Raw genomic sequence first — 24,865 nt, forward strand, 5'->3', positions numbered from 1 at the left:
CTTGTCCTCAGTTGCTCGCGTCCACTGTGTTGTTCTGAAACAACGACCCCACACCGCAGGTCACGTGGTGTGGTGCGGTTGACAGTTTCATAGTGTTTCGGTGGTCATAGCGTGAGGGAAACGCCCGGTTACATTCCGAACCCGGAAGCTAAGCCTCATAGCGCCGATGGTACTGCAGGGGGGACCCTGTGGGAGAGTAGGACGCCGCCGAACAAATTTTAAAAAGATAGCCCCCCTCCCTCCGGGAGGGGGGCTATCTGCGTTAATCTTCGCCAATGCAGAACCTGACCCTCACCTGGCAGACCTCGGCCGCCGTGTCCGGGGTGCTGTTCGGCGCGGCCTACGCCGTCCGGCGGGCCGGCCGTGGGCCGACGGTGACGGCGGTGTTCCGGGAGGCGGGTACGCTGCTGGCGCTCTTCACGCTGTGGCAGCTGGTGGGGCACCTCTCGCTGATGAGCACCGACCATGCCCTGGCCCGGGCGGAGTGGATCCACCGGACCGAGCTGGCCTTCGGTCTACCGGACGAGGTGGCGTGGCAACGGGCCGTGGAGCCGCATCCCTGGCTGATGCAGGCCGCCAACTACTACTACGCCACCATGCACTTCGGCGTCATGCTGGTGCTGCTGCTGTGGCTCTTCCTACGGCACCGGGACAGGTACGCGTGGGTGCGGACGACCGTGGTGCTGACGACGGCCGCGTGTCTGCTGGGCCAGTTCATCCCGGTCGCCCCGCCCCGGATGCTGCCGGACCGCGGGTTCGTCGACGTCGCGGCCCAGTACGGGCAGTCGGTGTACGGGGGCGCGGTCGCGGGGGTGGTGCCGGCCCAGCTGTCGGCGATGCCGTCGGTCCATGTGGCCTGGTGCGTGATCGTGGCGGTGGCCGTCGTGGTGGTGGGCCGCGGGCCGTGGCGGTGGCTGGCGGTGCTGCACCCGGTGCTGACGGTCGCCGTCGTGGTGGTGACCGCCAACCACTTCTGGGCGGACGGCCTGGTCGCCGTTGCCCTGCTGCTGGTGGTGTACCTGGTCCAGCACGCGTGCTCCGGCTGGCGGCAGGGCCCGAACGGGCCGGCCGGTCGGGTCTCCGCCGGGGTGGACGGCAAGGTCCCGGAGTGGACGCGTTCGGGCCGCTGACCGACCCGTTCGGAACGGTCGGCAGAGCCGCCGGCAACAACCAGTAGTGACCAACCAGCAGCCTGGCTCAGCGGTCGGTCTCCTGCGGCGTGGACGGGCTGAACGCCACCGGCAGCATCCCGGTGGCCAGCGACGCCGCGAGCGTCTCGGCCTGCTCCTGGGTGAAGGTGCCGGAGATGACGGCTTGGCCGCCGGTGATGGTGGCCGCGACGTACGGGTGGGAGAGCACCTCGCCGTCGAGCACGATGGCGAACTGGTTGGCCGGGTCCTGTTCGGCGGCGAGCTGTTCGGTGCTGCGGGCGAACGCGTCCGTTCCCGAGGCGTTGAAGGTCAGCTGGACCTGCCAGCCGGACCCGGACTGCTTGTCGAAGGAGCTGCGGGCGTCGGCGATGTCGGTTCCCGGCACCGCGACCGGTGCCAGCGCGAACCGGTAGCGGGTGCCCTGTTCCGCCTCGTGCCCGCAGGCCACGGTCGGGGTGGAGGCGGAGGCCAGCGGGCGGGGGTCGTCGGCGGAGGCGGTTCCCGGGCAGGAGAGCGCGTCGAACTGCTGCAGCAGGTCGACGGGGACGGTGCCCAGCAGCAGGGCGCCCGGGCTGCCGTCGGTGCCCGAGGTACCGACCGGGGCGACGGCCAGCACCTGGCGGAGCTCCACGGCGGCCCGCCGGCCGAGCGGGGCGAGCCGGTCCCCGACATGACCCGCGGCGGAGAGGGTGACCGCGCCAGCGGTGACCTCGGCCCGGACGTCCCGCAGCCCGGCCTTTCCGGCCCGGGCGGTGAGCAGGTCGGCGGCCTGCCGCAACTGGTCGTCGTCGAGTGGGCGGGCGGGGGTGAGGACCACGGTGGTGTGCCCGGCGGGAGCGGCCTGCGAGCCGGTCCCGGTGCAGGCGGTGAGGGCCGGCCCGGTCAGCAGCGCGGTCAGTGTGAGCGCGGTGGTCGCGCGGCGGATGCCGTACCGCCGGACCCGGACCGATGTCGGGAGAGCCGTCATGGGCCGAGTCTCGCAGCAGGTCGGCGCGCCGGTACGGGCCGTGCTCCGGTGTGATGCAACTGTGACGCCGCGTCATCTCTGCCTACCGGCCGCCGGCGGCCGGCGACCCCGGGGCGTACGCCGGCGGGCCGGGCGCTCCCCGAGGGGTTCACCCGGCCCGCCGTGCCCCGGAGGGCTACTTGAGGGGCAGCAGGGCCCTGCCCCACCCGCTGTTGGCGAGCGTGGCGGTGGCCCAGTACCAGGCGCCGAGGCCCGACACGGCGGCGACCCAGCCGGCCGCCTTGCCGAGACCGTCGCTGGAGCCGAACGTCGCGATGGCGTTGAGGACCAGCGAGACGGTCAGCAGGCCGTAGACGACCCGGCCGAACAGTCCGCCCTGCCAGGCGGCCAGGGTCAGCGTGAGCGCCAGCGCGGCCCAGAGCAGCAGGAACAGCCCCGCGCCGTCCTTGCTCGCTCCGGCGCCCTCCGACCAGGCCGCCCAGAAGGCGCCGAGGCCGGTGAACGCGGTGCCGGTGAACCGGTCGCCGCCGCGGAACTGCCAGAGGCCGGCGATGAACAGAGTCAGCCCGCCCACCAGGTGGGCGACGGAGGCTGCGTCCTTGAGGCCGGCGCCACTGAAGATGCCGGTGGACAGCAGGCCGGTTGCGAGCAGGGTCAGACCGAGGGCCAGGTAACCGAGAGGACCCGCGTCGTCTCCTGCGGATCGGGCGTTCGCCCCGGAGGCTTCATTGCTCACCGGAGGCTCCTTTCACTTCTGGGCGCCGATGATCGGCAGATGTCCGGTGAAGGTGGGGGTGGTGCTGGAGGTGGGTGCGCGAGACCGCGCCGGAAGCCGCACGGAAGTGGCGTGCGGGCGGCCGCGGCCGAGTGATGAACCAGCAGGTCAGGTGCTGGTCGAGGGCCCCTCCGGGGGGAATCCCCCGGTGCTTGCGGTGTACCCGGCCGACGCGGCTTGTACCCTTGTGAATCTCACAATTTGTGCAGTCGTCAGCTGTAGGGCGGCGACGGTTGGACGGTTGCTGATCGAGTTCGATCGATCGGCCCGGCGGTGGACGTCCCGTCAGGCTCGGCGGTGGACGTCCCGTCAGGCTTGGCGCTGGGCCGGCACCGGCACCCGCAGGGTCAGGATGGCCATGTCGTCGGAGGGTGGCTCCGGCGCGAAGCGCTCGACCGCGCGCTGCACGCGGGCCGCCACCGCGCCCGCCGTCAGCCCGGTGCAGCCGGTCAGCACCTCCGCCAGGCCGTCGTCGCCGAGCATCCGGCTGCCCTCCCGGCGCTCGGTCACGCCGTCCGTCACACAGAGCAGGACCTCGCCCGGCTCCAGGACCAACTCCTCGGCCGTCAGGTCGAGTTCGTCCATCACACCGAGCAGCGGCTGCGGGGTGGCGGCGGCGTCCACCTGGCCGTCGGTGCGCAGCCGCAGCGGGAGCGGGTGTCCGGCGCAGACCAGGGAGAGCAGGGTGCTGCCGTCGGGGCGCGGGGTGAGCTCGCCGTAGAGCAGGGTCAGGAAGCGGGAGCGCGGGCCCTCGTCGAGGATGGCCGCGTTCAGCCGGTCGAGCACCTGGGGTGCGCTGAGGCCCTCGCGGGCCAGCAGCCGCAGCGAGTTGCGGGCGAGGCCGGTGACCGAGGCGGCCTCGGGGCCGGTGCCGCAGACGTCGCCGATGGCGAAGCCGTAGGTGCCCTCGCGGATCGGGAAGATGTCGTAGAAGTCGCCGCCGACCTCGTTGCCCTCGCCGGCCGCCTGGTAGAAGACCTCCACCTCGACGCCCGGGATCTTGGGCAACTCCGGCGGCAGCAGGGCGCGTTGGAAGGCCTGGCTGGTGGCGGTGCGCTCGGAGTAGAGCCGGGCGTTGTCCATCGCGAGGGCGGCCCGGCGGGAGAGGTCCTCGCCGAGTTCCAGGATCTCCTGGCGGAACCGGGTGCCCGCGGGGACGCCGAGGACCAGCAGGCCGATCACCCGGTTGCGGGCGGCCAGCGGCAGCACCACGGTCTCGCCGATCATGCCGTGCAGCTCGGGGTCGGCCGTCGCGCCGAGGGTGCGGGCGGTCTCGGTGGGCGCGGTCCAGTAGCGGGTGCTGCCGGGGGAGGATTCGGCGGCCGGTGCGGGGGTCTTGTCGAGCAGGGCGCGCAGCGGGTCGATCCGGTCCTCGTTCTCGTGCAGGACGTAGGCGAGGTCGGCGGCGCCGTTCTGCTCGCCGGCGGTGTAGACGGCGCACCAGGTGGCGAGGGTGGGGACGGCCATCTGGGCCATCAGCGCGAGGGTCTGCTCGTGCTCCAGGGTGCCGGCCAGCAGTTCGGAGGCCTCGACCAGGAAGGACAGCGAGCCGCGGCGGCGGCGTTCGAGTTCGCCGAGCCGGGCGCTCTCCAGGGCCAGCGCGATCCGGTCGGCGGCGAACTGCAGGCGCAGCGCGTCCTCGTTGTCGTAGCGGCCGGGGGTGGTGGCGGCGACGCCGAGCGAGCCGGTGAGCCGGCCTTCGACCTTGAGCGGCACGGTGATCAGTGAGCGCATGCCGGTGCCGGTGAGCAGCGGGGCGGCGCCGGGCCGGACCGAGAGGTCCTCGTGGACGGCGGGCAGCCGGTCGGAGTCGAAGCGGGTGGTGCCGGACTCGATCGGCATCCGGACGAACCGGCGGGCGGCGGCGGCGAGTCCGGTGGCGGCGCGGACCTCGAACTCGGTCTCGTCCTCGGTGGTGAGCAGCAGGTAGGCGGCGTCGGCGTCGAGCAGGTCGCGGGCGCGGTCGACGATGCGCTGGAGGAGTCCGCCGAGGTCGTCGGGGGCGACGGCGCCGACGAGCAGGTCGAGCGGTTCGACGGCGGGCGGGGTGTCGGCGCCGCCGCCGGGGGAGCGCAGGACGGCGCGGTCCTCCTCGCGGACCAGCAGGCACAGGGCGGACGGGGTGCCGTGGGAGTCGCGCAGCCGGACCTGGAGGGCGTACACGTCGAGCAGGGTGCCGTCGGGGCGGCGGATGTCGAAGCCGCCCTCCCAGCGGGCCATCCGCAGGGTGTCGGCCAGGCGCAGGCCGGTGCCGCCGGAGGGCGGCCAGCAGGCGTAGTCGGACCAGGGCCGGCCGATGACCTGGTCGGCGGTGTGCAGGAAGAGGGCTTCGGCGTCGGCGTTCCAGGCGCGGACCACAGCGTCGTCGTCGATCCGGACCACGGCGACGCGGACCGGGCCGTCGCTGTCGGGCAGTTCGCCGCCGGGGATGCTCGGGAGGGCGTAGCGGGTGCCGCGGAAGTGTTCGGGCAGGGCGAGGCGGAACCAGACGGTCTTGCGGCCGGCGGCGTACTCGACGCCCCAGGTCTCGGAGAGGGCGGAGCACATCAGCAGTCCGCGGCCGCCTTCGCCGTCGGGGTCGGCGTAGTGGTCGGAGGCGGGGACGGCGGCGGAGACGGGGACGTTGGCGAAGGCGGGCAGGCCGCGTTCGGGGTGACGGTCGGTCACCTCGATCCGCAGGGTGTCCTCCTCGCGCAGGCAGCAGACCTCGGCGGCGGTGCCGGCGTGCACGACGGCGTTGGTGACCAGTTCGCTGACCAGGACGACGGCGTCGTCGACGACCTCCGGCAGGCCCCAGCCGAGCAGGGCCTCACGGACGAAGCCGCGGGCGGCGGCGGCCGACCGGCCGACCGGTTCGAAGGTGGCGGCTGCGCGTGCGGTGACCACTGCCACGTCTCCTCTGCTCTGGTCCGGCCGTCGGCCCGGTGTCGGTGTCGGGCCGTTCGGTTCGTCGTCGTGCCGTCCGGCCGTGCGGCGCCGGTGCGTGCGCTGTCGTGGCCTCGGTGGTGGCGGTGGCCGGCGGGTGGTCGGTGCGCGCTCCGAGGTGCGGTGCAGCGGTCCAGCCTACTTTCCGCTCGGTACCCCGTGGGGGCGGGGAGCCGAATCAGGCACCGGAGGGTGATTCTGCCCACCACATTTGCGCAAGGACGGCAACGACCCTGTGCAACCGGCCGGACACCTGCCTCCGGGGCTGACAGACTGGGGAGTCCGCGGCGTCGGTTCGGCGGAGTACGGTCGAGGCGGTGCCGGTGGCGGTGCGCAGCCCCGCTGCGGTGTCCGAGAGGCGGGCCCGGTGCCCGCGAGTGCGGTACTGAGCAGTCACGATGTGGGAGGGCCCCGTTGAGTTCGGCGACCAAGGACGTTACCGGTACGACTTCGGCTGCCGAGCGCGGTGGCCGTGCCGCCACGGCGGCGCGCGGCGTCGCCGGGCGCCGGGCCAATCCGAACCGGGGGGCCGAGCCGGCGGAGCTGCGGCGGGTGCTGGCGGCGCTGACCGCGATGCGGGACGGCAACTTCCGGCGGCGGCTGACCTTCCCCGGTGACGGTGTGCTGGCGGAGATCGCGGCGGTGTTCAACGAGGTCGCCGAGCGCAACCAGCACCTCACCGGTGAGCTGGCGCGGGTGCGGCGGGCGGTGGGCCGGGAGGGGCGGCTGTCGGAGCGGCTGGAGATGGGGGTCGGCGAGGGCGCCTGGATGGCGGCGGTCGACAACTGCAACGCACTGATCGACGATCTGGCCCGGCCGATGGCGGAGGTGGGCCGGGTGCTCACCTCGATCGCGGAGGGCGACCTGGACCAGCGGATGGAGCTGCGGTCGGTCCACACCACCGGGGCGAGCTATCCGCTGCGCGGGGAGTTCCTGAAGGTCGGCCGGACGGTGAACGGTCTGGTGGACCAGTTGTCGGAGTTCACCGACGAGGTGACCCGGGTCGCCATCGAGGTGGGTACCGAGGGCAAGCTGGGCGGTCAGGCGCGGGTGCGCAGCGTCTCGGGCAGCTGGAAGGACCTGGCCGACTCGGTCAACACGATGGCCGGCCGGCTGACGGCGCAGGTGCGCAACATCGCCGAGGTGACCACGGCGGTGGCCAAGGGCGACCTGTCGCGCAAGGTCACGGTGGACGTGGCCGGCGAGATGCTGGAGCTGAAGAACACCGTGAACACCATGGTGGACCAGCTCAACTCGTTCGCCGCGCAGGTGACCCGGGTGGCGCGGGACGTGGGTACCGAGGGGCGGCTGGGCGGTCAGGCGCAGGTGCCGGGGGTCGCCGGGGTGTGGCGTGATCTCACCGATTCGGTGAACTTCATGGCCAACAACCTGACGGCGCAGGTGCGCAACATCGCCGAGGTGACGACGGCGGTGGCCAAGGGCGATCTGTCGCGCAAGATCGAGGTCGATGCCCGGGGCGAGATCCTGGAGTTGAAGAACACCATCAACACGATGGTGGACCAGCTGTCCGGTTTCGCCGAGCAGGTGACCAGAATGGCCCGTGCGGTGGGGACGGAGGGCATTCTGGGCGGTCAGGCGCAGGTGCCCGGGGTGGCGGGGGTCTGGAAGGACCTGACCGAGAACGTCAACTCGATGGCCAACAACCTGACCAACCAGGTGCGCAACATCGCGCAGGTGACGACGGCGGTGGCCAAGGGCGATCTGTCGCAGAAGATCCAGGTGGACGCGCAGGGCGAGATCCTGGAGTTGAAGAACACCATCAACACGATGGTGGACCAGCTCGGGGCGTTCGCCGACGAGGTGACCCGGGTGGCGCGGGACGTCGGTACCGAGGGGATCCTGGGCGGTCAGGCGAGTGTGCCGGGGGTGTCGGGGACCTGGAAGGACCTGACCAACAGCGTCAACCTGATGGCGAACAACCTGACCAGTCAGGTCCGCAACATCGCCGAGGTGACGACCGCGGTGGCGCGCGGTGACGTCTCCAAGAAGATCACCGTCGACGCCAAGGGTGAGATCCGGGAGCTGGTGACGACCGTCAACACGATGGTGGACCAGCTGTCGGCGTTCGCGGACGAGGTGACCCGGGTGGCCCGTGAGGTGGGCACCGAGGGGATCCTGGGCGGTCAGGCGCGGGTGCGCGGGGTGTCGGGCATCTGGCGGGATCTGACCGACAACGTCAACTTCATGGCGTCCAACCTGACCAGCCAGGTGCGCAACATCGCGGAGGTCGCCTCGGCGGTGGCCAACGGCGACCTGTCCAAGAAGATCACCATCGAGGCGCAGGGCGAGGTGGCCGCGCTGGCGGGCACCCTGAACACGATGGTCGACCAGCTGTCGGCGTTCGCCGTCGAGGTGACCCGGGTGGCCCGCGAGGTCGGTACCGACGGCATCCTGGGCGGCCAGGCCAACGTGCCGGGCGTGGCGGGGATCTGGAAGGACCTGACCGACAACGTCAACCTGATGGCCAACAACCTCACCGGGCAGGTCCGCAACATCGCCCTGGTGATCACCGCGGTGGCCCGCGGCGACCTCTCGCAGAAGATCGACGTGGACGCCCGGGGCGAGATCCTGGAGCTGAAGACCAGCATCAACACGATGGTGGACCAGCTGGGCGCGTTCGCGGACGAGGTCACCCGGGTGGCCCGCGAGGTGGGCACCGACGGGCGCCTCGGCGGCCAGGCCCGGGTGCCCGGGGTGGCCGGCACCTGGCAGGACCTCACCGAGTCGGTGAACGAGCTGGCCAACAACCTGACCCGGCAGGTGCGCGCGATCGCGCAGGCGGCGACCGCCGTGACCAGGGGCGATCTCAGTCTGCGGATCGACGTGGACGCGTCCGGCGAGCTCGACGAGCTCAAGGACAACCTGAACCAGATGATCGCCAACCTGCGCGAGACGACCAGGACCAACAAGGAACAGGACTGGCTGAAGACCAACCTGGCCCGGATGTCCGGTCTGCTGCAGGGCCGCCGGGACCTGGAGGCCGTCGCCTCGCTGATCATGAACGAGCTGACGCCGGTGGTGTCGGCCCAGCACGGCGCGTTCTTCCTCTCCCAGCCGGCCGGCCGCACCGCGGAGCTGATCACCGAGGACGACGACGAGAACGACACCGTGCTGCGGCTGCTGGGCAGCTACGGCTACAACCGGCGCTCGATGCCGACCACCTTCCGGCCCGGTGAGGGGCTGATCGGTCAGGCCGCGGTGGAGAAGCGCTCGATCATCGTCAAGGAGACCCCGCCGGGGTACCTGAAGATCGCCTCGGGGCTCGGCGAGGCCTCGCCCTCGCACCTGGTGGTGCTGCCGGTGCTGTTCGAGGACCGGCTGCTCGGGGTGATCGAGCTGGCCACCTTCAGCTCGTTCACCGCCGTCGCGCTGGACTTCCTGAACCAGATCGCGGACCTGATCGGCGTCACCGTCAACACCATCTCGGTCAACACCAAGACCGAGGGGCTGCTCCTGGAGTCCCAGCGGCTCACCGCCGAACTCTCCATGCGGTCCGCCGAGTTGGAAGCCCGGCAGGAGGAGCTGGAGCGCACCAACGAGGAGCTGCAGGAGAAGGCCGAGCAGCTCGCCCAGCAGAACCGCGACATCGAGATCAAGAACAGCGAGATCGAGGAGGCCCGGCAGATCCTGGAGGAGCGCGCCGAGCAGCTGGCCCTCGCGTCCCGCTACAAGAGCGAGTTCCTCGCCAACATGTCGCACGAGCTGCGCACCCCGCTCAACTCGCTGCTGATCCTGGCCAAGCTGCTCTCCGACAACAACGAGGGCAACCTCTCCGCCAAGCAGGTCGAGTTCGCCGAGACCATCCACGGCGCCGGGTCCGACCTGCTCCAGCTGATCAACGACATCCTCGACCTGTCCAAGGTCGAGGCGGGCAAGATGGACGTCCGCCCGGCCAAGATCGCGCTGGTCCAGCTGGTCGACTACGTCGAGGCGGCGTTCCGGCCGCTGGCCGCCGACAAGAACCTGGACTTCGCGGTCCGGGTCTCCCCGGAGCTGCCGGCCACCCTGCACACCGACGAGCAGCGGCTCCAGCAGGTGCTGCGCAACCTGCTCTCGAACGCGGTCAAGTTCACCGACGCCGGCGCCGTCGAGCTGCTGATCCGCCCGGTCGGCGCGGAGGTCCCGCAGCACGTGCGGGAGCTGCTGCTGGAGGCCGAGGCGATCGACGACCCGGACGAGCCGCTGATCGCCTTCTCGGTCTCCGACACCGGCATCGGCATCCCCGGCAACAAGCTGCGGGAGATCTTCGAGGCGTTCAAGCAGGCCGACGGCGGCACCAGCCGCAAGTACGCCGGCACCGGCCTCGGCCTGTCGATCAGCCGCGAGATCGCCCGGCTGCTCGGCGGCGAGATCCACGTGGAGAGCGAACTGCGCACCGGCTCCACCTTCACGCTGTACCTGCCGCTGCGCAGCGAGGCCCCCGGCCTGCCCGCGCCGGACCGCCCGGCCGCGCTGCCGGTGCGCGCCTCGGTCGGGGTGACCCCGGCGGGCACGCCGGTGCCGGTCGGCGAGAACCTGGCCGACCACTGGGCGCACGAGGTCCGCGAGCTGGCCGAGGAGCGCCTGCGCGGCGCGGCCGCCGAGCGCCGCCGTACGGCGGCGGCGGAGCTGCCGGCCCCGCAGCAGCAGCCCGAGGCCGCGTCCCGCAGCGGCGGCCAGGCGCAGTTCCACGGCCGCTTCGACGGCGAGCGGGTGCTGATCGTGGACGACGACATCCGCAACGTGTTCGCGCTCACCAGCGTGCTGGAGCAGTACGGGCTGACCGTGCTGTACGCGGAGAACGGCCGCGAGGGCATCGAGGTGCTGGAGCAGCACGAGGACGTCGCGCTGGTGCTGATGGACATCATGATGCCGGAGATGGACGGCTACGCGACCACCGAGGCGATCCGGCGGATGCCGCAGTTCGCCGGTCTGCCGATCATCGCGCTGACCGCCAAGGCGATGAAGGGCGACAAGGAGAAGAGCCTGGCCGCGGGGGCGAACGCCCATGTGACCAAGCCGGTGGAGGCCGACACGCTGCTGGCGGTGATGCGCCAGTTCCTGGCGGTCGGCTGACCGCCGGGCGTCCCGGCCGGCCGGCACTGGCGGGCCCGGCCGGGAACGCTGTAGGGTCACCCATCGTTGCGAACGGTGACCGGATGGTGACACGGCGCTCAGAGCGGCCTGCCTGCGGCACGGCGCTTCCCCGGGGCGGCCACCGGCCGGATCGTGCCAAGCGATGTGGCGGGCGAGGGGGTACGGCTAGCATGACCGGGGCAGTGGTGAGCGGCACGCGGGTGCCGTCCGTGGGAAGACAACAGGCAGGAGGGCGGGTCCTGGTGCAGAAGGCGAAGATCCTCCTGGTCGACGACCGGCCGGAGAACCTGCTGGCGCTGGAGGCGATCCTCTCGGCGCTGGACCAGACGCTGGTGCGCGCGTCCTCCGGCGAGGAGGCGCTGAAGGCGCTGCTCACGGACGACTTCGCGGTCATCCTGCTGGACGTCCAGATGCCGGGCATGGACGGTTTCGAGACCGCCGCCCACATCAAGCGCCGCGAACGCACCCGGGACATCCCGATCATCTTCCTGACGGCGATCAACCACGGCCCGCACCACACCTTCCGGGGGTACGCGGCCGGTGCGGTGGACTACATCTCCAAGCCGTTCGACCCGTGGGTGCTGCGCGCCAAGGTGTCGGTCTTCGTCGACCTCTACATGAAGAACTGCCAGCTCAAGGAGCAGGCCGCGCTGCTGCGGCTGCAGTTGGAGGCGGGCGAGGCGGCCAGTCTCGGCGGCGGGCTGCTGGGTGAGCTGTCGGCCCGGCTGGCCGCGGTCGAGGAGCAGGCCGAGGCGCTGACCAAGCAGCTCGACGACGCCGCGGACCCGGGGGCCGCCGCGACCTCGGCGCACCTGGAGCGCAAACTGGCCGGCCTGCGGGCGGCGCTCGACGCCCTGCGCCCCGGCGCGAACTGAACGGCGCACCACCCCTCTGCGCCCCGGTGCGCCGGCCGGGCGGTGCGATGACGGCCGGTCCGGTGACCGCCCGTCAGGCGTTCAGGTGTTCGGCGACACGCCCCGGGCCGAGGCGGTCGGGCGTGTCCAGCCGTCCCGGCCGCCGGTAGGCTGCTGACCCATGGCCACACGTACGCCCGGCAGCGCGGCACGCAACCCGAAGCCCGGGCCGGCCAAGAAGGCACCGGCCGGCCGGACACCCGCCAAGAAGGCCGCTCCCGCCGCCAAGAAGGCGGCCCCGGCGGCGAAGAAGGCCGCGGCGCGCAAGAGCGCCGCCAAGCCCCCCGCGGCCCCGCCGCCGCCCCCGCCGCGCCCGATACTCTTCCGGGCCGTCCGGGCCGTCTGGCTCGGCCTCGCGCACGCCGTCGGCGCGGTCTTCCGCGGCTTCGGCGACGGCGCCAAGAACCTGCACCCGGCGCACCGCAAGGACGGCCTGGCGCTGCTGCTGCTGGCGCTCTCGCTGGTGACCGCCGCCGGGACGTGGTTCAGCCCGCAGGGCTGGCTCGGCGAGGTCGCCACCAACGTGGTCTCCGGCCTGTTCGGGCGGCTCGACGTGCTGGTCCCGTTCCTGCTCGGCGCGGCCGCGGTACGGCTGATGCGCCACCCCGAACTCCCCGAGGCCAACGGGCGGATCCTGATCGGCCTGTCCACCCTGGTGGTCGGCGTGCTGGGCCTGGTCCACATCGGGTGCGGCGCCCCCGGCATGGGCAGCGGTGCGACCCGGATACGGCTGGCCGGCGGCATCCTCGGCTGGGCCGCGTCCACCCCGATGATGGCGGCGGCCGGGCCGCCGCTCGCGGTGCCGCTGCTGCTGCTGCTCGCCTTCTTCGGGCTGCTGGTGCTCACCGCCACCCCGGTCAACCGGATCCCCGAGCGGATCCGGCAGGCCGGGGTGCGGCTCGGCGTGGTCGAACCCGCCCTCGCCGACGGCCCGGAGGACGAGGCGCTGTCCGGCGCCCGGGAGCTGTCCACCGAACCGCCCGAGGACGCCGACCCCGACGCCCTGCCCTTCACCATCGAGGACGCCGACGGCGACGAGCTCTCCCGCCGCCGGACCCGCCGGCGCCGCAAGGACGAACCGGCCGAGGAGCCGGTCTCGTTCGAGAAGGACCCGTACCGGACCAGGGACCTGGCCGCGGGCGTCGCGGCCGACCTGGACGGCGCGCTCACCTGGGGCGTGCCCGGCAGCCCGGCGGTGGCGAGCATGATCCACCAGGTCCGGGACAACACCGCGCCGCCCGAGGAGCCGGCCGTCCCGCCGGCCCGCAGCGCCGCCGGCGCACCCGAGGAGCACGGCCCGGCGCCGGCCCGGATGGAACAGCTCCGGCTGGCCGGCGACATCACCTACGCGCTCCCGCCGCTGGACCTGCTGGACTTCGGCGCCCCCGCCAAGTCCCGCTCCAAGCTCAACGACGAGGTGGTCGCCCAGCTCACCGGCGTCTTCGCCGAGTTCAAGGTGGACGCCAGGGTCACCGGCTTCACCCGCGGCCCGACGGTGACCCGCTACGAGGTCGAGCTCGGCCCCGCCGTCAAGGTCGAGCGGATCACCGCGCTGGCCAAGAACATCGCCTACGCGGTGGCCAGCCCGGACGTGCGGATCATCAGCCCGATCCCCGGCAAGTCCGCGGTCGGCGTGGAGATCCCCAACCGCGACCGGGAGATGGTCAACCTCGGCGACCTGCTGCGCTCGCGGGCGGCCGCCGACGACGACCACCCGATGGTGGTCGGCATGGGCAAGGACGTCGAGGGCCACACCGTGATGGCCAACCTCGCCAAGATGCCGCACATCCTGGTGGCCGGCGCGACCGGCGCGGGCAAGTCCTCCTGCATCAACTGCCTGATCACCTCGGTGCTGGCCCGGGCCACCCCGGACGAGGTCCGGATGGTGCTGGTCGACCCCAAGCGGGTCGAGCTGACCGCGTACGAGGGCATCCCGCACCTGATCACGCCGATCATCACCAACCCCAAGAAGGCCGCCGAGGCCCTGCAGTGGGTGGTGCGCGAGATGGACCTGCGCTACGACGACCTGGCGGCGTTCGGCTTCCGGCACGTGGACGACTTCAACGCGGCGGTGAAGGCCGGCACCGTCAAGCCGCCGCTCGGCAGCGAGCGCGAGCTGACGCCGTACCCGTACCTGCTGGTGATCGTCGACGAGCTGGCCGACCTGATGATGGTCGCGCCGCGGGACGTCGAGGACTCGGTGGTGCGGATCACCCAGCTGGCCCGCGCGGCCGGCATCCACCTGGTGCTGGCCACCCAGCGGCCCTCGGTGGACGTGGTGACCGGCCTGATCAAGGCCAACGTGCCGTCCCGGCTGGCCTTCGCCACCTCGGCGATGGCCGACTCCCGGGTCATCCTGGACCAGCCCGGCGCCGAGAAGCTGATCGGCAAGGGCGACGCGCTGTTCCTGCCGATGGGGGCCAGCAAGCCGGTCCGGATGCAGGGGGCGTTCGTCACCGAGGCCGAGATCGCCAAGATCGTCCAGCACTGCAAGGACCAGATGACGGCGGTCTACCGGGACGACGTCACGGTCGGCGGCGGCCCGAAGAAGGAGATCGACGAGGAGATCGGCGACGACCTGGACCTGCTGATCCAGGCCGCCGAACTGGTGGTCTCCACCCAGTTCGGTTCGACCTCGATGCTCCAGCGCAAACTCCGGGTCGGCTTCGCCAAGGCGGGGCGGCTGATGGACCTGATGGAGTCGCGTGGGATCGTGGGCCCGAGCGAGGGCTCCAAGGCCCGCGACGTCCTGGTCAAACCGGACGAGCTGGACGGGGTGCTGATCACGCTTCGGGGGTGACTTCCGGGGTAGGCGACGCACCCGGCTCACTCGTTCGGAGGAACCTCCCGGCCGCCGGCCGGGAGGCGGGGAACCGGCCGCAGGGACCGGGCGTCCATCGAGGCACGGACGCCCGGGCCGCCGCGGCGTCTGACCGGATGTCAGCGGCCGAAGGGCCCGGATGCCCGTTCGGGCCCGTCCGCTTGAGAAACGTTCCTCCCCCGCCCCTAGACTGTCTTCTCAGCAGGTGGCCAACGCTCGAAAGGCGCGCCCAGTGACCATCGGCAAGTCCCCTCGTCGCGACAGCCGCGGACCCTCCGCGCCCAGCGCCGTGCCCGGCCAGAGCGGCAGCGGCGAGTCCCCGGCGGACCCGTCCGTGGGCGAAGCCTCCGGGCAGCCGGGCATCGGCGCGCTGCTGGCCTCGGCCCGGCTCGCCGCGGGCCTGACGGTCGACCAGGTCAGCGCCGCCACCCGGGTCCGGGTCCCGATCGTGCACGGCATCGAGGAGGAAGACTTCAGCCGCTGCGGCGGCGACGTCTACGCCCGGGGCCACATCCGCGCCATCGCCCGGGCCGTCGGCGTCGACGGCGACGCGCTCGTGCTGCGCTACGACGCCGCCCACGGCGGCGCACCCGGCCCCGCACGCGCCACCCAGCTGCTGGACACCGGCCCGATCAAGGTCACCGACCACCGGCGGCCCAACTGGACCGCCGCCATGATGCTGGCCATCGCCGCCGTGGTCGCGCTGATCGGCTTCAACCTGTTCAGCGACGGCTCCACCGAGGCCGGCGCCGGCTCCGCCAGCGAGCCGCTGCCCAGCAGCGCCGCCGCCCCGGTCACCGCCCCCGCCCAGCCGCCCGCCCCGGCCACCAGCGCGCCGGCCGCGATCGCCGCCGCCCCGGTCGACAAGGTCACCGTGAAGCTGGTCGCCGAGAAGGACAAGAGCTGGGTCACCGCCAAGGACGGCAAGGGCAAGTCGCTCTTCTCCAACAACCTCGACGCCGGCCAGGACCAGACCTTCACCGACCCCGCGAAGATCACCCTGGTGATCGGCAATGCGGGCGCCGTCCACGTGTACGTCAACGGCAAGGACCTCGGTCCGGCCGGGACGGACGGGCAGGTGGTGCATCTCACCTACACCCCCGGTGACCCGCAGGCGGGCTGACCGGGAACCGGCCGACAGGCCGGACGATCAAGGCATACGGGCTCCGGGGCGAACGGCACCGGGGCCCGCGCGTTAATCTTGGCGTCATGCCTGAACCCCGCACTGTCGCCCTGGTCACGCTCGGATGCGCCCGCAACGAGGTCGACTCCGAGGAACTCGCCGGGCGACTGGAGGCCGACGGGTGGCGGCTGGTCGACGACGCCGCCGACGCCGACGTCGCCGTGGTCAACACCTGCGGGTTCGTCGAAGCCGCCAAGAAGGACTCCGTCGACGCCCTGCTGGAGGCCAACGACCTCAAGGGCCACGGCCGCACCCAGGCCGTGGTCGCGGTCGGCTGCATGGCCGAGCGCTACGGCAAGGAGCTCGCCGACGCCCTCCCGGAGGCCGACGGCGTCCTCGGCTTCGACGACTACACCGACATCTCCGACCGCCTGCAGACCATCCTGTCCGGCGGCCACCACGCCCCGCACCTGCCGCGCGACCGCCGCAAGCTGCTGCCGCTCAGCCCGGTGAAGCGCCAGGAGGCCGCCGCCGAGGTCGCGCTGCCCGGCCACGGCGCCCCCGAGGACCTCCCCGAGGGCGTCGCCCCCGCCTCCGGCCCGCGCACCCTGCGCAAGCGCCTGGACGACAACCCGGTCGCCTCGGTCAAGCTGGCCTCCGGCTGCGACCGGCGCTGTTCGTTCTGCGCCATCCCGGCCTTCCGCGGCTCCTTCATCTCGCGCCGCCCGTCCGACGTGCTGAACGAGGCCGTCTGGCTGGCCGGACAGGGCGTCCGCGAGGTCGTCCTGGTCAGCGAGAACAACACCTCGTACGGCAAGGACCTGGGCGACATCCGGCTGCTGGAGACGCTGCTCAGCGAGATCGCCGCGGTCGAGGGCGTCGAGCGGGTCCGGGTCAGCTACCTGCAGCCGGCCGAGATGCGGCCCGGGCTGATCGACGTGATGACCGGGACGCCCGGCGTGGTGCCCTACTTCGACCTGTCCTTCCAGCACTCCGCCCCGGCGGTGCTGCGCCGGATGCGCCGCTTCGGCTCCACCGACCAGTTCCTCGGGCTGCTGAAGACCATCCGCGACCGGGCGCCGCAGGCCGGGGTCCGATCCAACTTCATCGTGGGCTTCCCCGGCGAGAGCGAGGAGGACTTCGCCGAGCTGGAACGGTTCATCACCCACGCCGGCCTCGACGCGATCGGCGTCTTCGGCTACTCGGACGAGGACGGCACCGAGGCGGCGGGCTTCGACGGCAAGCTGCCCGAGGACGTGGTCGCCGACCGGCTCGCCAAGCTGTCGCGGCTGGCCGAGGAGCTCACCGCGCAGCGCGCCGAGCAGCGGATCGGCGACGAGGTCGAGGTGCTGGTCGAGTCGGTCGAGGACGGCGTGGTCGAGGGCCGGGCCGCGCACCAGGCCCCCGAGACGGACGGCCTGACCACCCTGCTCGGGGCCGAGGACGCGGTCGTCGGCCGGTTCTACCGGGCCAGGGTCACCGGCACCGAGGGCGTCGACCTGGTCGCCGAGGTGCTGGACGCGGAGCAGGCCGGCGACGGCCGGACCCAGGCGGCCGACGGGGCCGGGTCCCTGGGGGCCGGGGTATGACACGGAGCGGGCCCGGGGCCCCGACCGCGACCGGCCCCGACCGGTCGGCGGCCGCGCCGCCCCCGCCCCCGGGCATCTGGAACATCGCCAACGTGCTGACGATGGCCCGGCTGCTGCTGGTGCCGGTCTTCGTCGCGCTGCTGTTCGCCGACGGCGGCCACAACCCGAAGTGGCGCGCGGTCGCCTGGGCCGCCTTCGCGATCGCGATGATCACCGATCTGTTCGACGGCGAACTGGCCCGGCGCAAGGGCCTGATCACCGACTTCGGCAAGATCGCCGACCCGATCGCCGACAAGGCGATCATGGGCGCGGCGCTGATCGGCCTGTCTGTCCTGGGCGACCTGCCCTGGTGGGTCACCGCCGTGATCCTGGCCCGCGAGCTCGGCATCACGCTGATGCGCTTCTGGGTGATCCGCTACGCCGTCATCCCGGCCAGCCGGGGCGGCAAGCTGAAGACCCTCACCCAGGGCATCGCGGTCGGCATGTACGTGCTGCCGCTGACCGGCTGGCTGGCCACCGCACGGGCCCTGCTGATGGCCGTCGCGGTGCTGCTGACCGTCGGCACCGGCCTGGACTACGTCGGGCAGGCGCTGCGGCTGCGCCGCGAGGGCCGGGCCGCCGAACGGGCCGGCCGGTGAACGCGCGGGCGGCCGAGGCACACGCCGCGCTGCGGGAGCGCGGCGCGACCCTGGCGGTCGCCGAGTCGCTCACCGGCGGGCTGCTGGCCGCGGAGCTGGTCGCGGTGGCGGGCGCCTCGCAGACCTTCCGCGGCTCCGTCACCGCCTACGCCACCGACCTGAAGGCGTCCCTGCTCGGCGTGGACGAGGGCCTGCTGGCCGTCCACGGCGCCGTGCACCCCGTGGTGGCCCGCCAGATGGCCGACGGCGTACGCCGGCTCCTGCGGGCCGACTACGCCCTCGCCACCACCGGCGTGGCGGGCCCCGACCCGCAGGACGGACAGCCGGTCGGCACCGTGCACCTGGCCGTCTCCGGACCCTCGGGAACATTGACGTCCGCTGTGAGGTTGTCAGGTGACCGCACGGTCATCCGGCGGACCGCGGTGACGGCGGCACTGGACCTGCTGCTGGAACACCTAGCGTCCGCGGAGCCGTCCCGCTGAGGTTTGCTGAAATCGCTGAACTGGCCGCCTCGCCGGGAGGATCGTGTTAGATCGGATGGTCCGGCTGGGCAGATACCAGTCAGGGGACGCGCTGCGCGGCCCCGGCCGGATCCCCCAGGAGGGGAACCGGCGGGGTCCTACCGGGGTCCTTGCGGGGAACAGACAGGGGAGGGGGCAGCCTTGCAGCCCAGAGTGAACACGACCATGGTCCCCGCACGCGATGCGGACAAGGCGGTACGGTGGGGGCGTGACATCTCGATTCGCAGTCCGAGGAGGGAGGCACCGATGATCCTGCTCCGTCGCCTGCTGGGCGATGTGCTGCGTCGGCAGCGCCAGCGCCAGGGCCGCACACTCCGCGAGGTGTCGGCAGCTGCCAGGGTTTCGCTCGGCTACCTCTCCGAGGTGGAGCGGGGGCAGAAGGAGGCCTCGTCCGAGCTGCTCTCCGCCATCTGCGACGCGCTCGACGTCCGGATGTCCGAGGTCATGCGCGAGGTCAGCGACGAGCTGTCGCTCGCCGAACTTGCGGCGATGGCCACCCTCTCGGAGGGTGATCTGCTGAGGCCGGTCCTCGAACCGGTGTCGCTGCCGGCTCCCGGGGTCGACCGGGCCGGAACCATGTCGTCCAAGGCTGCCGCCATGGACGTGGTCGCGGCCTGACCCGGTCTCGCCCTCCCCGCGCCTTGCGCGGGGCCGAGCGAAGGAGACCGGTAGTGCGCCGTACCTGGTCGGACCGTTGGTTCTCGCAGAGTGGGTCCTCGCAGCGCGGGTCCTCGTACCGTGCGTGGCGGGCCGGGCACGTGTCCGCAGCCGGCGTGAAGGCGCTGCTCAGGTCGCTGGCCGGGCGGCCCGACGGCCTGGGTGCCGTTCTGCTGCTGGTGACCGCCGCGGCGCTGTGGCTGCTGCTGACCGGCGGTGCGGCCGGGCTCGGCGGTGCCGCGCTCGGCATGCTGGCCGGCGGCTGGGGCCTCGGCCTGGTCCCCGTGCACAGCAACCGACTGCTCACCGGCCCGCGACGGCGCCCGCCCGGCGATACCCCGGATGCTGCTCCGGCCGGTGCAGCTCCGACCGGTGCCGGTCGGGCCGATCCGGCGCCGGCCGATCCGGCCCGCTCGACGGCCGAGGACGTCTCCCTGCCCTGACCGGATCCTCGCCGGGCCCGTTCCCTCGTACGGACCTCGGGCCGGGCTCGTGCGGAGCTCGTTCCGCGCTCGTGTCGTGCCCGGAATCCTCGGCCCCTGCTCGGCCCCTGCTCGGCCCCTGCTCGGCCCGCGCTCGGGCCGTGGTCGGGCCCCGCTGGTGGCGCCCCGGAGCGGGGGCGGAGTGCGTCCGAGCGGGCCCGCCGGGGTGGTGACGCTCTCCCAGTGCTCACGCCGCGTCCGGCGGCGAGGTGACCGTGCCCGCATCCCGTCCGGCCGTGCGCCGGACTTGCGCGGGTATGTCCCCGCGAGTCCGGCGCGTGCGCCCCGGCGCCGCCCGGGCGGTTCAGCCGCGCAGGCGGTAGCCGCGCGGGGTCGGGTGGAAGCCCGCCTCCTCCAGGAGCCGGCCCAGCGGTGAGGTCAGCGCGCTCTCGCCGTTGGCCCGCTCGACCGTGACGCTGCCCAGCGCGCCCCGGCGGACGGCCTCCGCCAGCGCGGCGGTGGCGGGCCCCACCTCGCCCCAGGCGAGCAGCGACTTGCCGCCGCGCTCCACGTACAGCGACAGCTCGCCGTCGACCAGCACCACCAGGGCGCCCGCCTTGCGGCCCGGCCGGTGCGCGGGCACCGCCTTCGCCGGGCCGGGCGCCGCCGGCGGCTCGGGCCAGGGCAGCGCGGCGCCGTACGCGTTGGCCGGGTCCGCCGCCGCCAGCACCAGGATCTGCGGCGGCTCCGCCGTGGCGGCCGCCGTCCACCCCTCGGAGCCGGCCCGCTCCAGCCGCCCGTTGACCGACCGCAGCCGGTCGGCGGCGCCGTCCATCGCGAACTGGGCGCCGCCCAGGCCCTCCACGAAGTACCCCCGGCGGGCCCGGCCGCGTTCCTCGAACGCCGACAGCACCCGGTAGACCCCGGCGAAGCCGCCCGGCACCCGCTCGGCGGCCACCGCGCCCCGGGTGAGCAGGCCGTGGCGGTCCAGCAGGTTCTGGGCCTGGGCAGCGGCCCGGGCGGTCGGCTCGGCGTCGTACGCGGGCAGCAGCGACCAGCGGCCGACGACGGTCGGCGGGCCCGAACGCAGCGTGCCCGGGCGGTTCAGGGCCCGTCCGGCGCCGCCGTAGCGGCCGCGCGGGGTGGCCCTGGGCGCCCGGTGCGCCGTCGACCCGGCGGTGCGGCCGGAGCCGAGCAGGGCGCGCAGCGGGGCGAGGGTGTCGTTGGTGACGTAGCCGGCCCAGACCAGGTCCCAGAGGGCTTCGGTGAGCTCGGCCTCCGGGGTGTCCGGGGTGAGCGCCGCCAGCTGGCGGAAGAACAGGCCGTAGCCACCGGCCAGCGCCTCCAGCAGGGTGGTGTGGACGGGCGTCAGCGCCGGCTGGACGGGCTCGGGGCGGATCAGGTGGGCGTCCTCGGGCAGGTGCAGGCCGATCCAGCCGTCCTTGCCCGGCAGGGCGCCGGCGCCGGACCAGCCGATCTCGCCGGCCGCCATCAGCTCGTCGAGCATCCCGGGGGTGTAGTCGGCGAGCCGGGCCGGCAGGATCAGCTTCTCCACCGCGGAGGCGGGCAGGGCCGTGCCCTGCAGCTGCTCGACCACCCGCAGCAGGCCGTCGGGGCCGCGCAGGCGGTGGCCCGCCAGGTGCTGCCACTGCGGCAGGAACGCCGCCAGTGCCCGCGGCGGGACCGGCTCGACCTCCTGGCGCAGGGCGGCCAGTGACCGGCGGCGCAGCCGGCGCAGCACCTCGGCGTCGCACCACTCGACGGTCGCGGTGTGCCCCTCGACGGGCCGGAACTCGCCCTGGACCAGCCGGCCGGCGGCGGTCAGCCGGTGCAGGGTGCCGGTCACCACGGCGGTGCCGAGCCCGAACCGGGCGGCCGCCTCGGCGGCGGTGAACGGGCCGTGGGTGCGCGCGTAGCGGGCCAGCAGGTCGCCGAGCGGGTCCTTGACCGGCTCGGTGAACGCCTCGGGGACGCCGACCGGCAGCGGGGTGCCGAGGGCGTCCCGCAGCCGTCCGGCGTCCTCGATCGCGGCCCAGCGCTGCTCGCCGCCGACCCGGACCTGGATCACCCGGCGGGCGGCCTCCAGCTCCAGCGCCCACAGCGGTTCGGCGCCCCGGGCGGTCAGCTCGGCCTCGCTCAGCGGGCCGAGCAGCCGCAGCGCGTCGGCGACGCCCTCCGCGTCCTTGATCCGGCGTTCGGGGGTGAGCCGCTGGAGTTCGGCCTCCAGCTCGGCCAGGACGGCCGGGTCCAGCAGCTCCCGCAGCTCGGCCTGGCCGAGCAGTTCGGACAGCAGCCGGGAGTCCAGCGACAGGGCGGCGGCGCGGCGCTCGGCGAGCGGGGAGTCGCCCTCGTACAGGAACTGGGCGACGTAGCCGAACAGCAGGGAGCGGGCGAAGGGTGACGGCTCCGGTGTGGTGACCTCGACCAGGCGTACCGCGCGGGACTCCAGATCGCCCATCAGCTCGACCAGGCCCGGCACGTCGAAGACGTCCTGGAGGCACTCGCGGACGGCCTCCAGCACGATCGGGAAGGAGCCGTACTCGCCGGCCACCTCCAGCAGCTGGGAGGCGCGCTGGCGCTGCTGCCACAGCGGGGTGCGGCGGCCGGGACTGCGGCGCGGGAGCAGCAGGGCGCGGCCGGCGCACTCGCGGAAGCGGGAGGCGAACAGGGCCGAGCCGCCGACCTGGTCGGTGACGATCTGCTCGATCTCGGTGCGGTCGAAGAGCGCGGCGTCGGCGCCGACCGGGGCGTCGTCGGCGGGCGGCCGGTCCGTGGCGGGCCGGTCGACGGGGAAGTCGAGCAGGTCGGCGTCGGGCAGGCGCAGGACGATGCCGTCGTCGGCGTGCATCACCTGCGGGTCGAGGCCGTGCTTCTCGCGCAGCCGGGCGCCGATCGCCAGCGCCCACGGGGCGTGCACCTGGGCGCCGAAGGGGGAGTGGATGACGATCCGCCAGTCGCCGAGCTCGTCCCGGAAGCGCTCGACCACGATGGTGCGGTCGTCGGGCAGGTGGCCGCAGGCGGCGCGCTGCTCGGCGAGGTAGGTGAGCAGGTTGCCCGCCGCCCAGTCGTCGAGGCCGGCGGACCTGAGCCGCGCGGTGGCGGCGGCCGGCTCCAGACCGCCGAGTTCGCGGACGAACGCGCCGAGGGCGCGGCCGAGCTCCAGCGGGCGGCCGAGGGTGTCGCCCTTCCAGAACGGCAGCCGCCCCGGGATCCCCGGTGCGGGGGAGACCAGCACCTTGTCGTGGGTGATCTCCTCGATCCGCCAGGAGGTGGTGCCCAGGGTGAACACGTCGCCCACCCGGGACTCGTAGACCATCTCCTCGTCGAGCTCCCCGACCCGGCCGCCGCCCTTCTTGGGGTCGGTGCCGACGATGAAGACGCCGAACAGGCCGCGGTCGGGGATGGTGCCGCCGGAGGTGACGGCGAGCCGCTGGGCGCCGGGCCGGCCGGTGACCGTGCCGGCCACCCGGTCCCAGACCAGGCGGGGCCGCAGCTCGGCGAAGGCGTCGGACGGGTAGCGGCCGGCGAGCATGTCCAGGACGGCGTCGAAGGCGGACTGCGGGAGGGTGGCGAACGGGGCGGCCCGGCGGACCACGGTCAGCAGCTCGTCGACGTCCCAGGTGTCCAGGGCGGTGATCGCGACCAGCTGCTGGGCCAGGACGTCGAGCGGGTTGCGGGGGATCCGCAGCGCCTCGATCCGGCCGTCCCGCATCCGCTCGGTGACCACGGCGGACTGGACCAGGTCACCGCGGTACTTCGGGAAGAACACGCCGGTGGAGACGGCGCCGACCTGGTGGCCGGCCCGGCCGACCCGCTGCAGGCCGGAGGCGACCGAGGGCGGCGACTCGACCTGGACCACCAGCTCGACCGCGCCCATGTCGATGCCCAGCTCCAGGCTGGAGGTGGCGACCACGGCGGGCAGCCGGCCGGCCTTCAGCTCCTCCTCGACCAGGGCGCGCTGCTCCTTGGAGACCGAGCCGTGGTGCGCCCGGGCGAGCACCGGTGGTGCGCCGGCGGCCGCGCCGGAGCCGCCCATGAGCTGGGCGGGGGCGTGCGCGGGGGGCAGGGCGGTGCCGGTGGCGCGCTCGACGGCGATCTCGTTCAGACGGTTGCACAGGCGTTCGGCGAGGCGGCGGGAGTTGGCGAAGACGATGGTGGAGCGGTGGGCCTGGACCAGGTCGACGATCCGCTCCTCGACGTGCGGCCAGATCGAGGCGCCGCCCTGGCCGGGCAGGGCGCCGGCGCGGGCCGGGTCCTCGGCGGGGGCGGGCAGTTCGTCCAGGTCGGCGACCGGGACCACCACGGAGAGGTCGAACACCTTGGCGGAGGGCGGCTGGACGACCACCGCGCCGCGCTGCGGGCTGAGGAAGCGGGCCACCTCCTCGACCGGGCGGACGGTGGCCGACAGGCCGATCCGGCGGGCCGGGTGGTCCAGCAGTTCGTCCAGCCGCTCCAGGGTGAGGGCCAGATGGGCGCCGCGCTTGGTGCCGGCGACGGCGTGCACCTCGTCCAGGATCACCGTGTCGATGCCGCGCAGCGCGTCCCGGGCGGCGCTGGTGAGCAGCAGGAACAGCGACTCCGGGGTGGTGATGAGGATGTCCGGCGGGTGGGTGGCGAAGCGGCGACGGTCCGCAGCAGGGGTGTCGCCGGAGCGGATCGCCACCTCGACCTCCGGCTCGGGCAGGCCGAGCCGGACCGCGGCCTGGCGCAGTCCGGCCAGCGGGCCGCGCAGATTGCGCTCGACGTCGACCGCGAGGGCCTTGAGCGGCGAGATGTAGAGCACCCGGCAGCGTCGTCTGGGATCGGCCGGGGGCGGGGTGCTGCTGAGCCGGTCGAGGGCGGACAGGAACGCCGCCAGCGTCTTGCCGGAGCCGGTCGGCGCGACCACCAGGACGTCGGTCTGCTGCTGGATGGCGGCCCAGGCGCGGGTCTGGGCCTCGGTGGGCGCGTCGAAGGCACCGGTGAACCAGGCGCGGGTGGGCGCGGCGAAGCCGGCCAGCGGGTCGGGCGGTCCGCCCGGGCCCGGCGGTCCGTCCTGCGGGGCCTCGGTGTCGTCGTGGGGCGCCATGCCCCCATGGTGCCTGCCCCCACTGACAGCCGGCGCCCGGCCGGGCGGTGCGCGGCGGGTCCTGGACGGGCGCGGGGTCGCGGGCGGGTGCCGGGCGCGCCGGGCGGCGCAGTCCAGGAGGGCGAGTCGGACATTCTGCTCATATGGTGATGATCCAGACGTCCCGCCCGGCCGTCCGATCACCGCCCGGGCCGGCC

General features: G+C 73.5%; 14 protein-coding genes and 1 rRNA gene. 11 read left to right on the plus strand and 4 right to left on the minus strand.

The window, feature by feature from the left end; translation table 11 throughout:
• Positions 1-96 precede the first annotated feature (96 nt).
• Positions 97-213, plus strand: a 5S ribosomal RNA gene (gene rrf / locus AC2TEW_RS26575).
• A gap of 62 nt (positions 214-275) precedes the next feature.
• Complete coding sequence (locus tag AC2TEW_RS26580) at positions 276-1,130, plus strand: phosphatase PAP2 family protein (protein ID WP_484625889.1); 855 nt, start codon at positions 276-278, stop codon at positions 1,128-1,130.
• Positions 1,131-1,197: 67 nt separating this feature from the next.
• Here the strand turns inward: AC2TEW_RS26580 and AC2TEW_RS26585 are convergent, their stop codons facing one another.
• From AC2TEW_RS26585 to AC2TEW_RS26595, 3 genes are all read right to left on the minus strand, one after another.
• Positions 1,198-2,118, minus strand: a complete 921-nt coding sequence (locus AC2TEW_RS26585; protein ID WP_484625890.1) for a SecDF P1 head subdomain-containing protein — start codon at positions 2,116-2,118, stop codon at positions 1,198-1,200.
• A gap of 175 nt (positions 2,119-2,293) precedes the next feature.
• Positions 2,294-2,854 carry an acetate uptake transporter gene (locus AC2TEW_RS26590; protein ID WP_484625891.1) on the minus strand — a complete coding sequence of 187 codons (561 nt, stop codon included), beginning with the start codon at positions 2,852-2,854 and terminating at the stop codon, positions 2,294-2,296.
• Positions 2,855-3,202: 348 nt separating this feature from the next.
• On the minus strand, positions 3,203-5,779 hold the full coding sequence (locus AC2TEW_RS26595) for a SpoIIE family protein phosphatase (protein WP_484625892.1): 2,577 nt from the start codon (positions 5,777-5,779) through the stop codon (positions 3,203-3,205).
• 612 nt (positions 5,780-6,391) lie between these two features.
• On the opposite strand from AC2TEW_RS26595, the gene AC2TEW_RS26600 reads away from it, so the two are divergent.
• The 9 genes from AC2TEW_RS26600 (at position 6,392) to AC2TEW_RS26640 (ending at position 19,621) form a co-directional block, all read left to right on the plus strand.
• On the plus strand, positions 6,392-10,894 hold the full coding sequence (locus AC2TEW_RS26600) for a HAMP domain-containing protein (protein WP_484625978.1): 4,503 nt from the start codon (positions 6,392-6,394) through the stop codon (positions 10,892-10,894).
• A 260-nt stretch (positions 10,895-11,154) separates the two neighbouring features.
• Positions 11,155-11,790 carry a response regulator gene (locus tag AC2TEW_RS26605; RefSeq protein ID WP_484625979.1) on the plus strand — a complete coding sequence of 212 codons (636 nt, stop codon included), beginning with the start codon at positions 11,155-11,157 and terminating at the stop codon, positions 11,788-11,790.
• 160 nt (positions 11,791-11,950) lie between these two features.
• Positions 11,951-14,629 (plus strand): DNA translocase FtsK, encoded by a 2,679-nt coding sequence (locus tag AC2TEW_RS26610; protein ID WP_484625893.1) that lies wholly within the window; start codon positions 11,951-11,953, stop codon positions 14,627-14,629.
• A 253-nt stretch (positions 14,630-14,882) separates the two neighbouring features.
• The gene (locus tag AC2TEW_RS26615; RefSeq protein ID WP_484625894.1) at positions 14,883-15,773 is read left to right on the plus strand and encodes a helix-turn-helix domain-containing protein; all 891 of its coding nucleotides are present in this window, start codon (positions 14,883-14,885) and stop codon (positions 15,771-15,773) included.
• 86 nt (positions 15,774-15,859) lie between these two features.
• Positions 15,860-17,362, plus strand: coding sequence for a 30S ribosomal protein S12 methylthiotransferase RimO (rimO, locus tag AC2TEW_RS26620; RefSeq protein ID WP_484625895.1), 1,503 nt, complete (start codon positions 15,860-15,862; stop codon positions 17,360-17,362).
• Positions 17,359-18,000, plus strand: coding sequence for a CDP-diacylglycerol--glycerol-3-phosphate 3-phosphatidyltransferase (gene pgsA, locus AC2TEW_RS26625; RefSeq protein WP_484625896.1), 642 nt, complete (start codon positions 17,359-17,361; stop codon positions 17,998-18,000). Before rimO ends, pgsA begins: the two co-directional genes overlap by 4 nt.
• The gene (locus AC2TEW_RS26630; protein WP_484625897.1) at positions 17,997-18,482 is read left to right on the plus strand and encodes a CinA family protein; all 486 of its coding nucleotides are present in this window, start codon (positions 17,997-17,999) and stop codon (positions 18,480-18,482) included. The genes pgsA and AC2TEW_RS26630 overlap by 4 nt, the downstream gene beginning before the upstream one ends.
• Positions 18,483-18,767: 285 nt before the next feature.
• Positions 18,768-19,139 (plus strand): helix-turn-helix domain-containing protein, encoded by a 372-nt coding sequence (locus AC2TEW_RS26635; RefSeq protein ID WP_033819038.1) that lies wholly within the window; start codon positions 18,768-18,770, stop codon positions 19,137-19,139.
• Positions 19,140-19,279: 140 nt separating this feature from the next.
• Complete coding sequence (locus tag AC2TEW_RS26640) at positions 19,280-19,621, plus strand: hypothetical protein (protein WP_484625898.1); 342 nt, start codon at positions 19,280-19,282, stop codon at positions 19,619-19,621.
• Positions 19,622-19,964: 343 nt separating this feature from the next.
• Here the strand turns inward: AC2TEW_RS26640 and AC2TEW_RS26645 are convergent, their stop codons facing one another.
• On the minus strand, positions 19,965-24,668 hold the full coding sequence (locus AC2TEW_RS26645) for an ATP-dependent helicase (RefSeq protein WP_484625899.1): 4,704 nt from the start codon (positions 24,666-24,668) through the stop codon (positions 19,965-19,967).
• Between the last annotated feature and the right edge of the window lie 197 nt (positions 24,669-24,865).

The sequence above is a fragment of the Kitasatospora sp. NEAU-CNBT7 genome (assembly GCF_057220535.1).

What these genes read in the sequence shown, in the direction of transcription:
- AC2TEW_RS26580 (WP_484625889.1), top strand. Translation starts at nt 276, where the DNA reads ATGCAGAACCTGACCCTCACCTGGCAGACCTCGGCCGCCGTGTCCGGG.
- AC2TEW_RS26585 (WP_484625890.1), bottom strand. Translation starts at nt 2,118, where the DNA reads ATGACGGCTCTCCCGACATCGGTCCGGGTCCGGCGGTACGGCATCCGC.
- AC2TEW_RS26600 (WP_484625978.1), top strand. Translation starts at nt 6,392, where the DNA reads ATGCGGGACGGCAACTTCCGGCGGCGGCTGACCTTCCCCGGTGACGGT.
- AC2TEW_RS26610 (WP_484625893.1), top strand. Translation starts at nt 11,951, where the DNA reads ATGGCCACACGTACGCCCGGCAGCGCGGCACGCAACCCGAAGCCCGGG.
- rimO (WP_484625895.1), top strand. Translation starts at nt 15,860, where the DNA reads ATGCCTGAACCCCGCACTGTCGCCCTGGTCACGCTCGGATGCGCCCGC.
- pgsA (WP_484625896.1), top strand. Translation starts at nt 17,359, where the DNA reads ATGACACGGAGCGGGCCCGGGGCCCCGACCGCGACCGGCCCCGACCGG.
- AC2TEW_RS26635 (WP_033819038.1), top strand. Translation starts at nt 18,768, where the DNA reads ATGATCCTGCTCCGTCGCCTGCTGGGCGATGTGCTGCGTCGGCAGCGC.
- AC2TEW_RS26645 (WP_484625899.1), bottom strand. Translation starts at nt 24,668, where the DNA reads ATGGCGCCCCACGACGACACCGAGGCCCCGCAGGACGGACCGCCGGGC.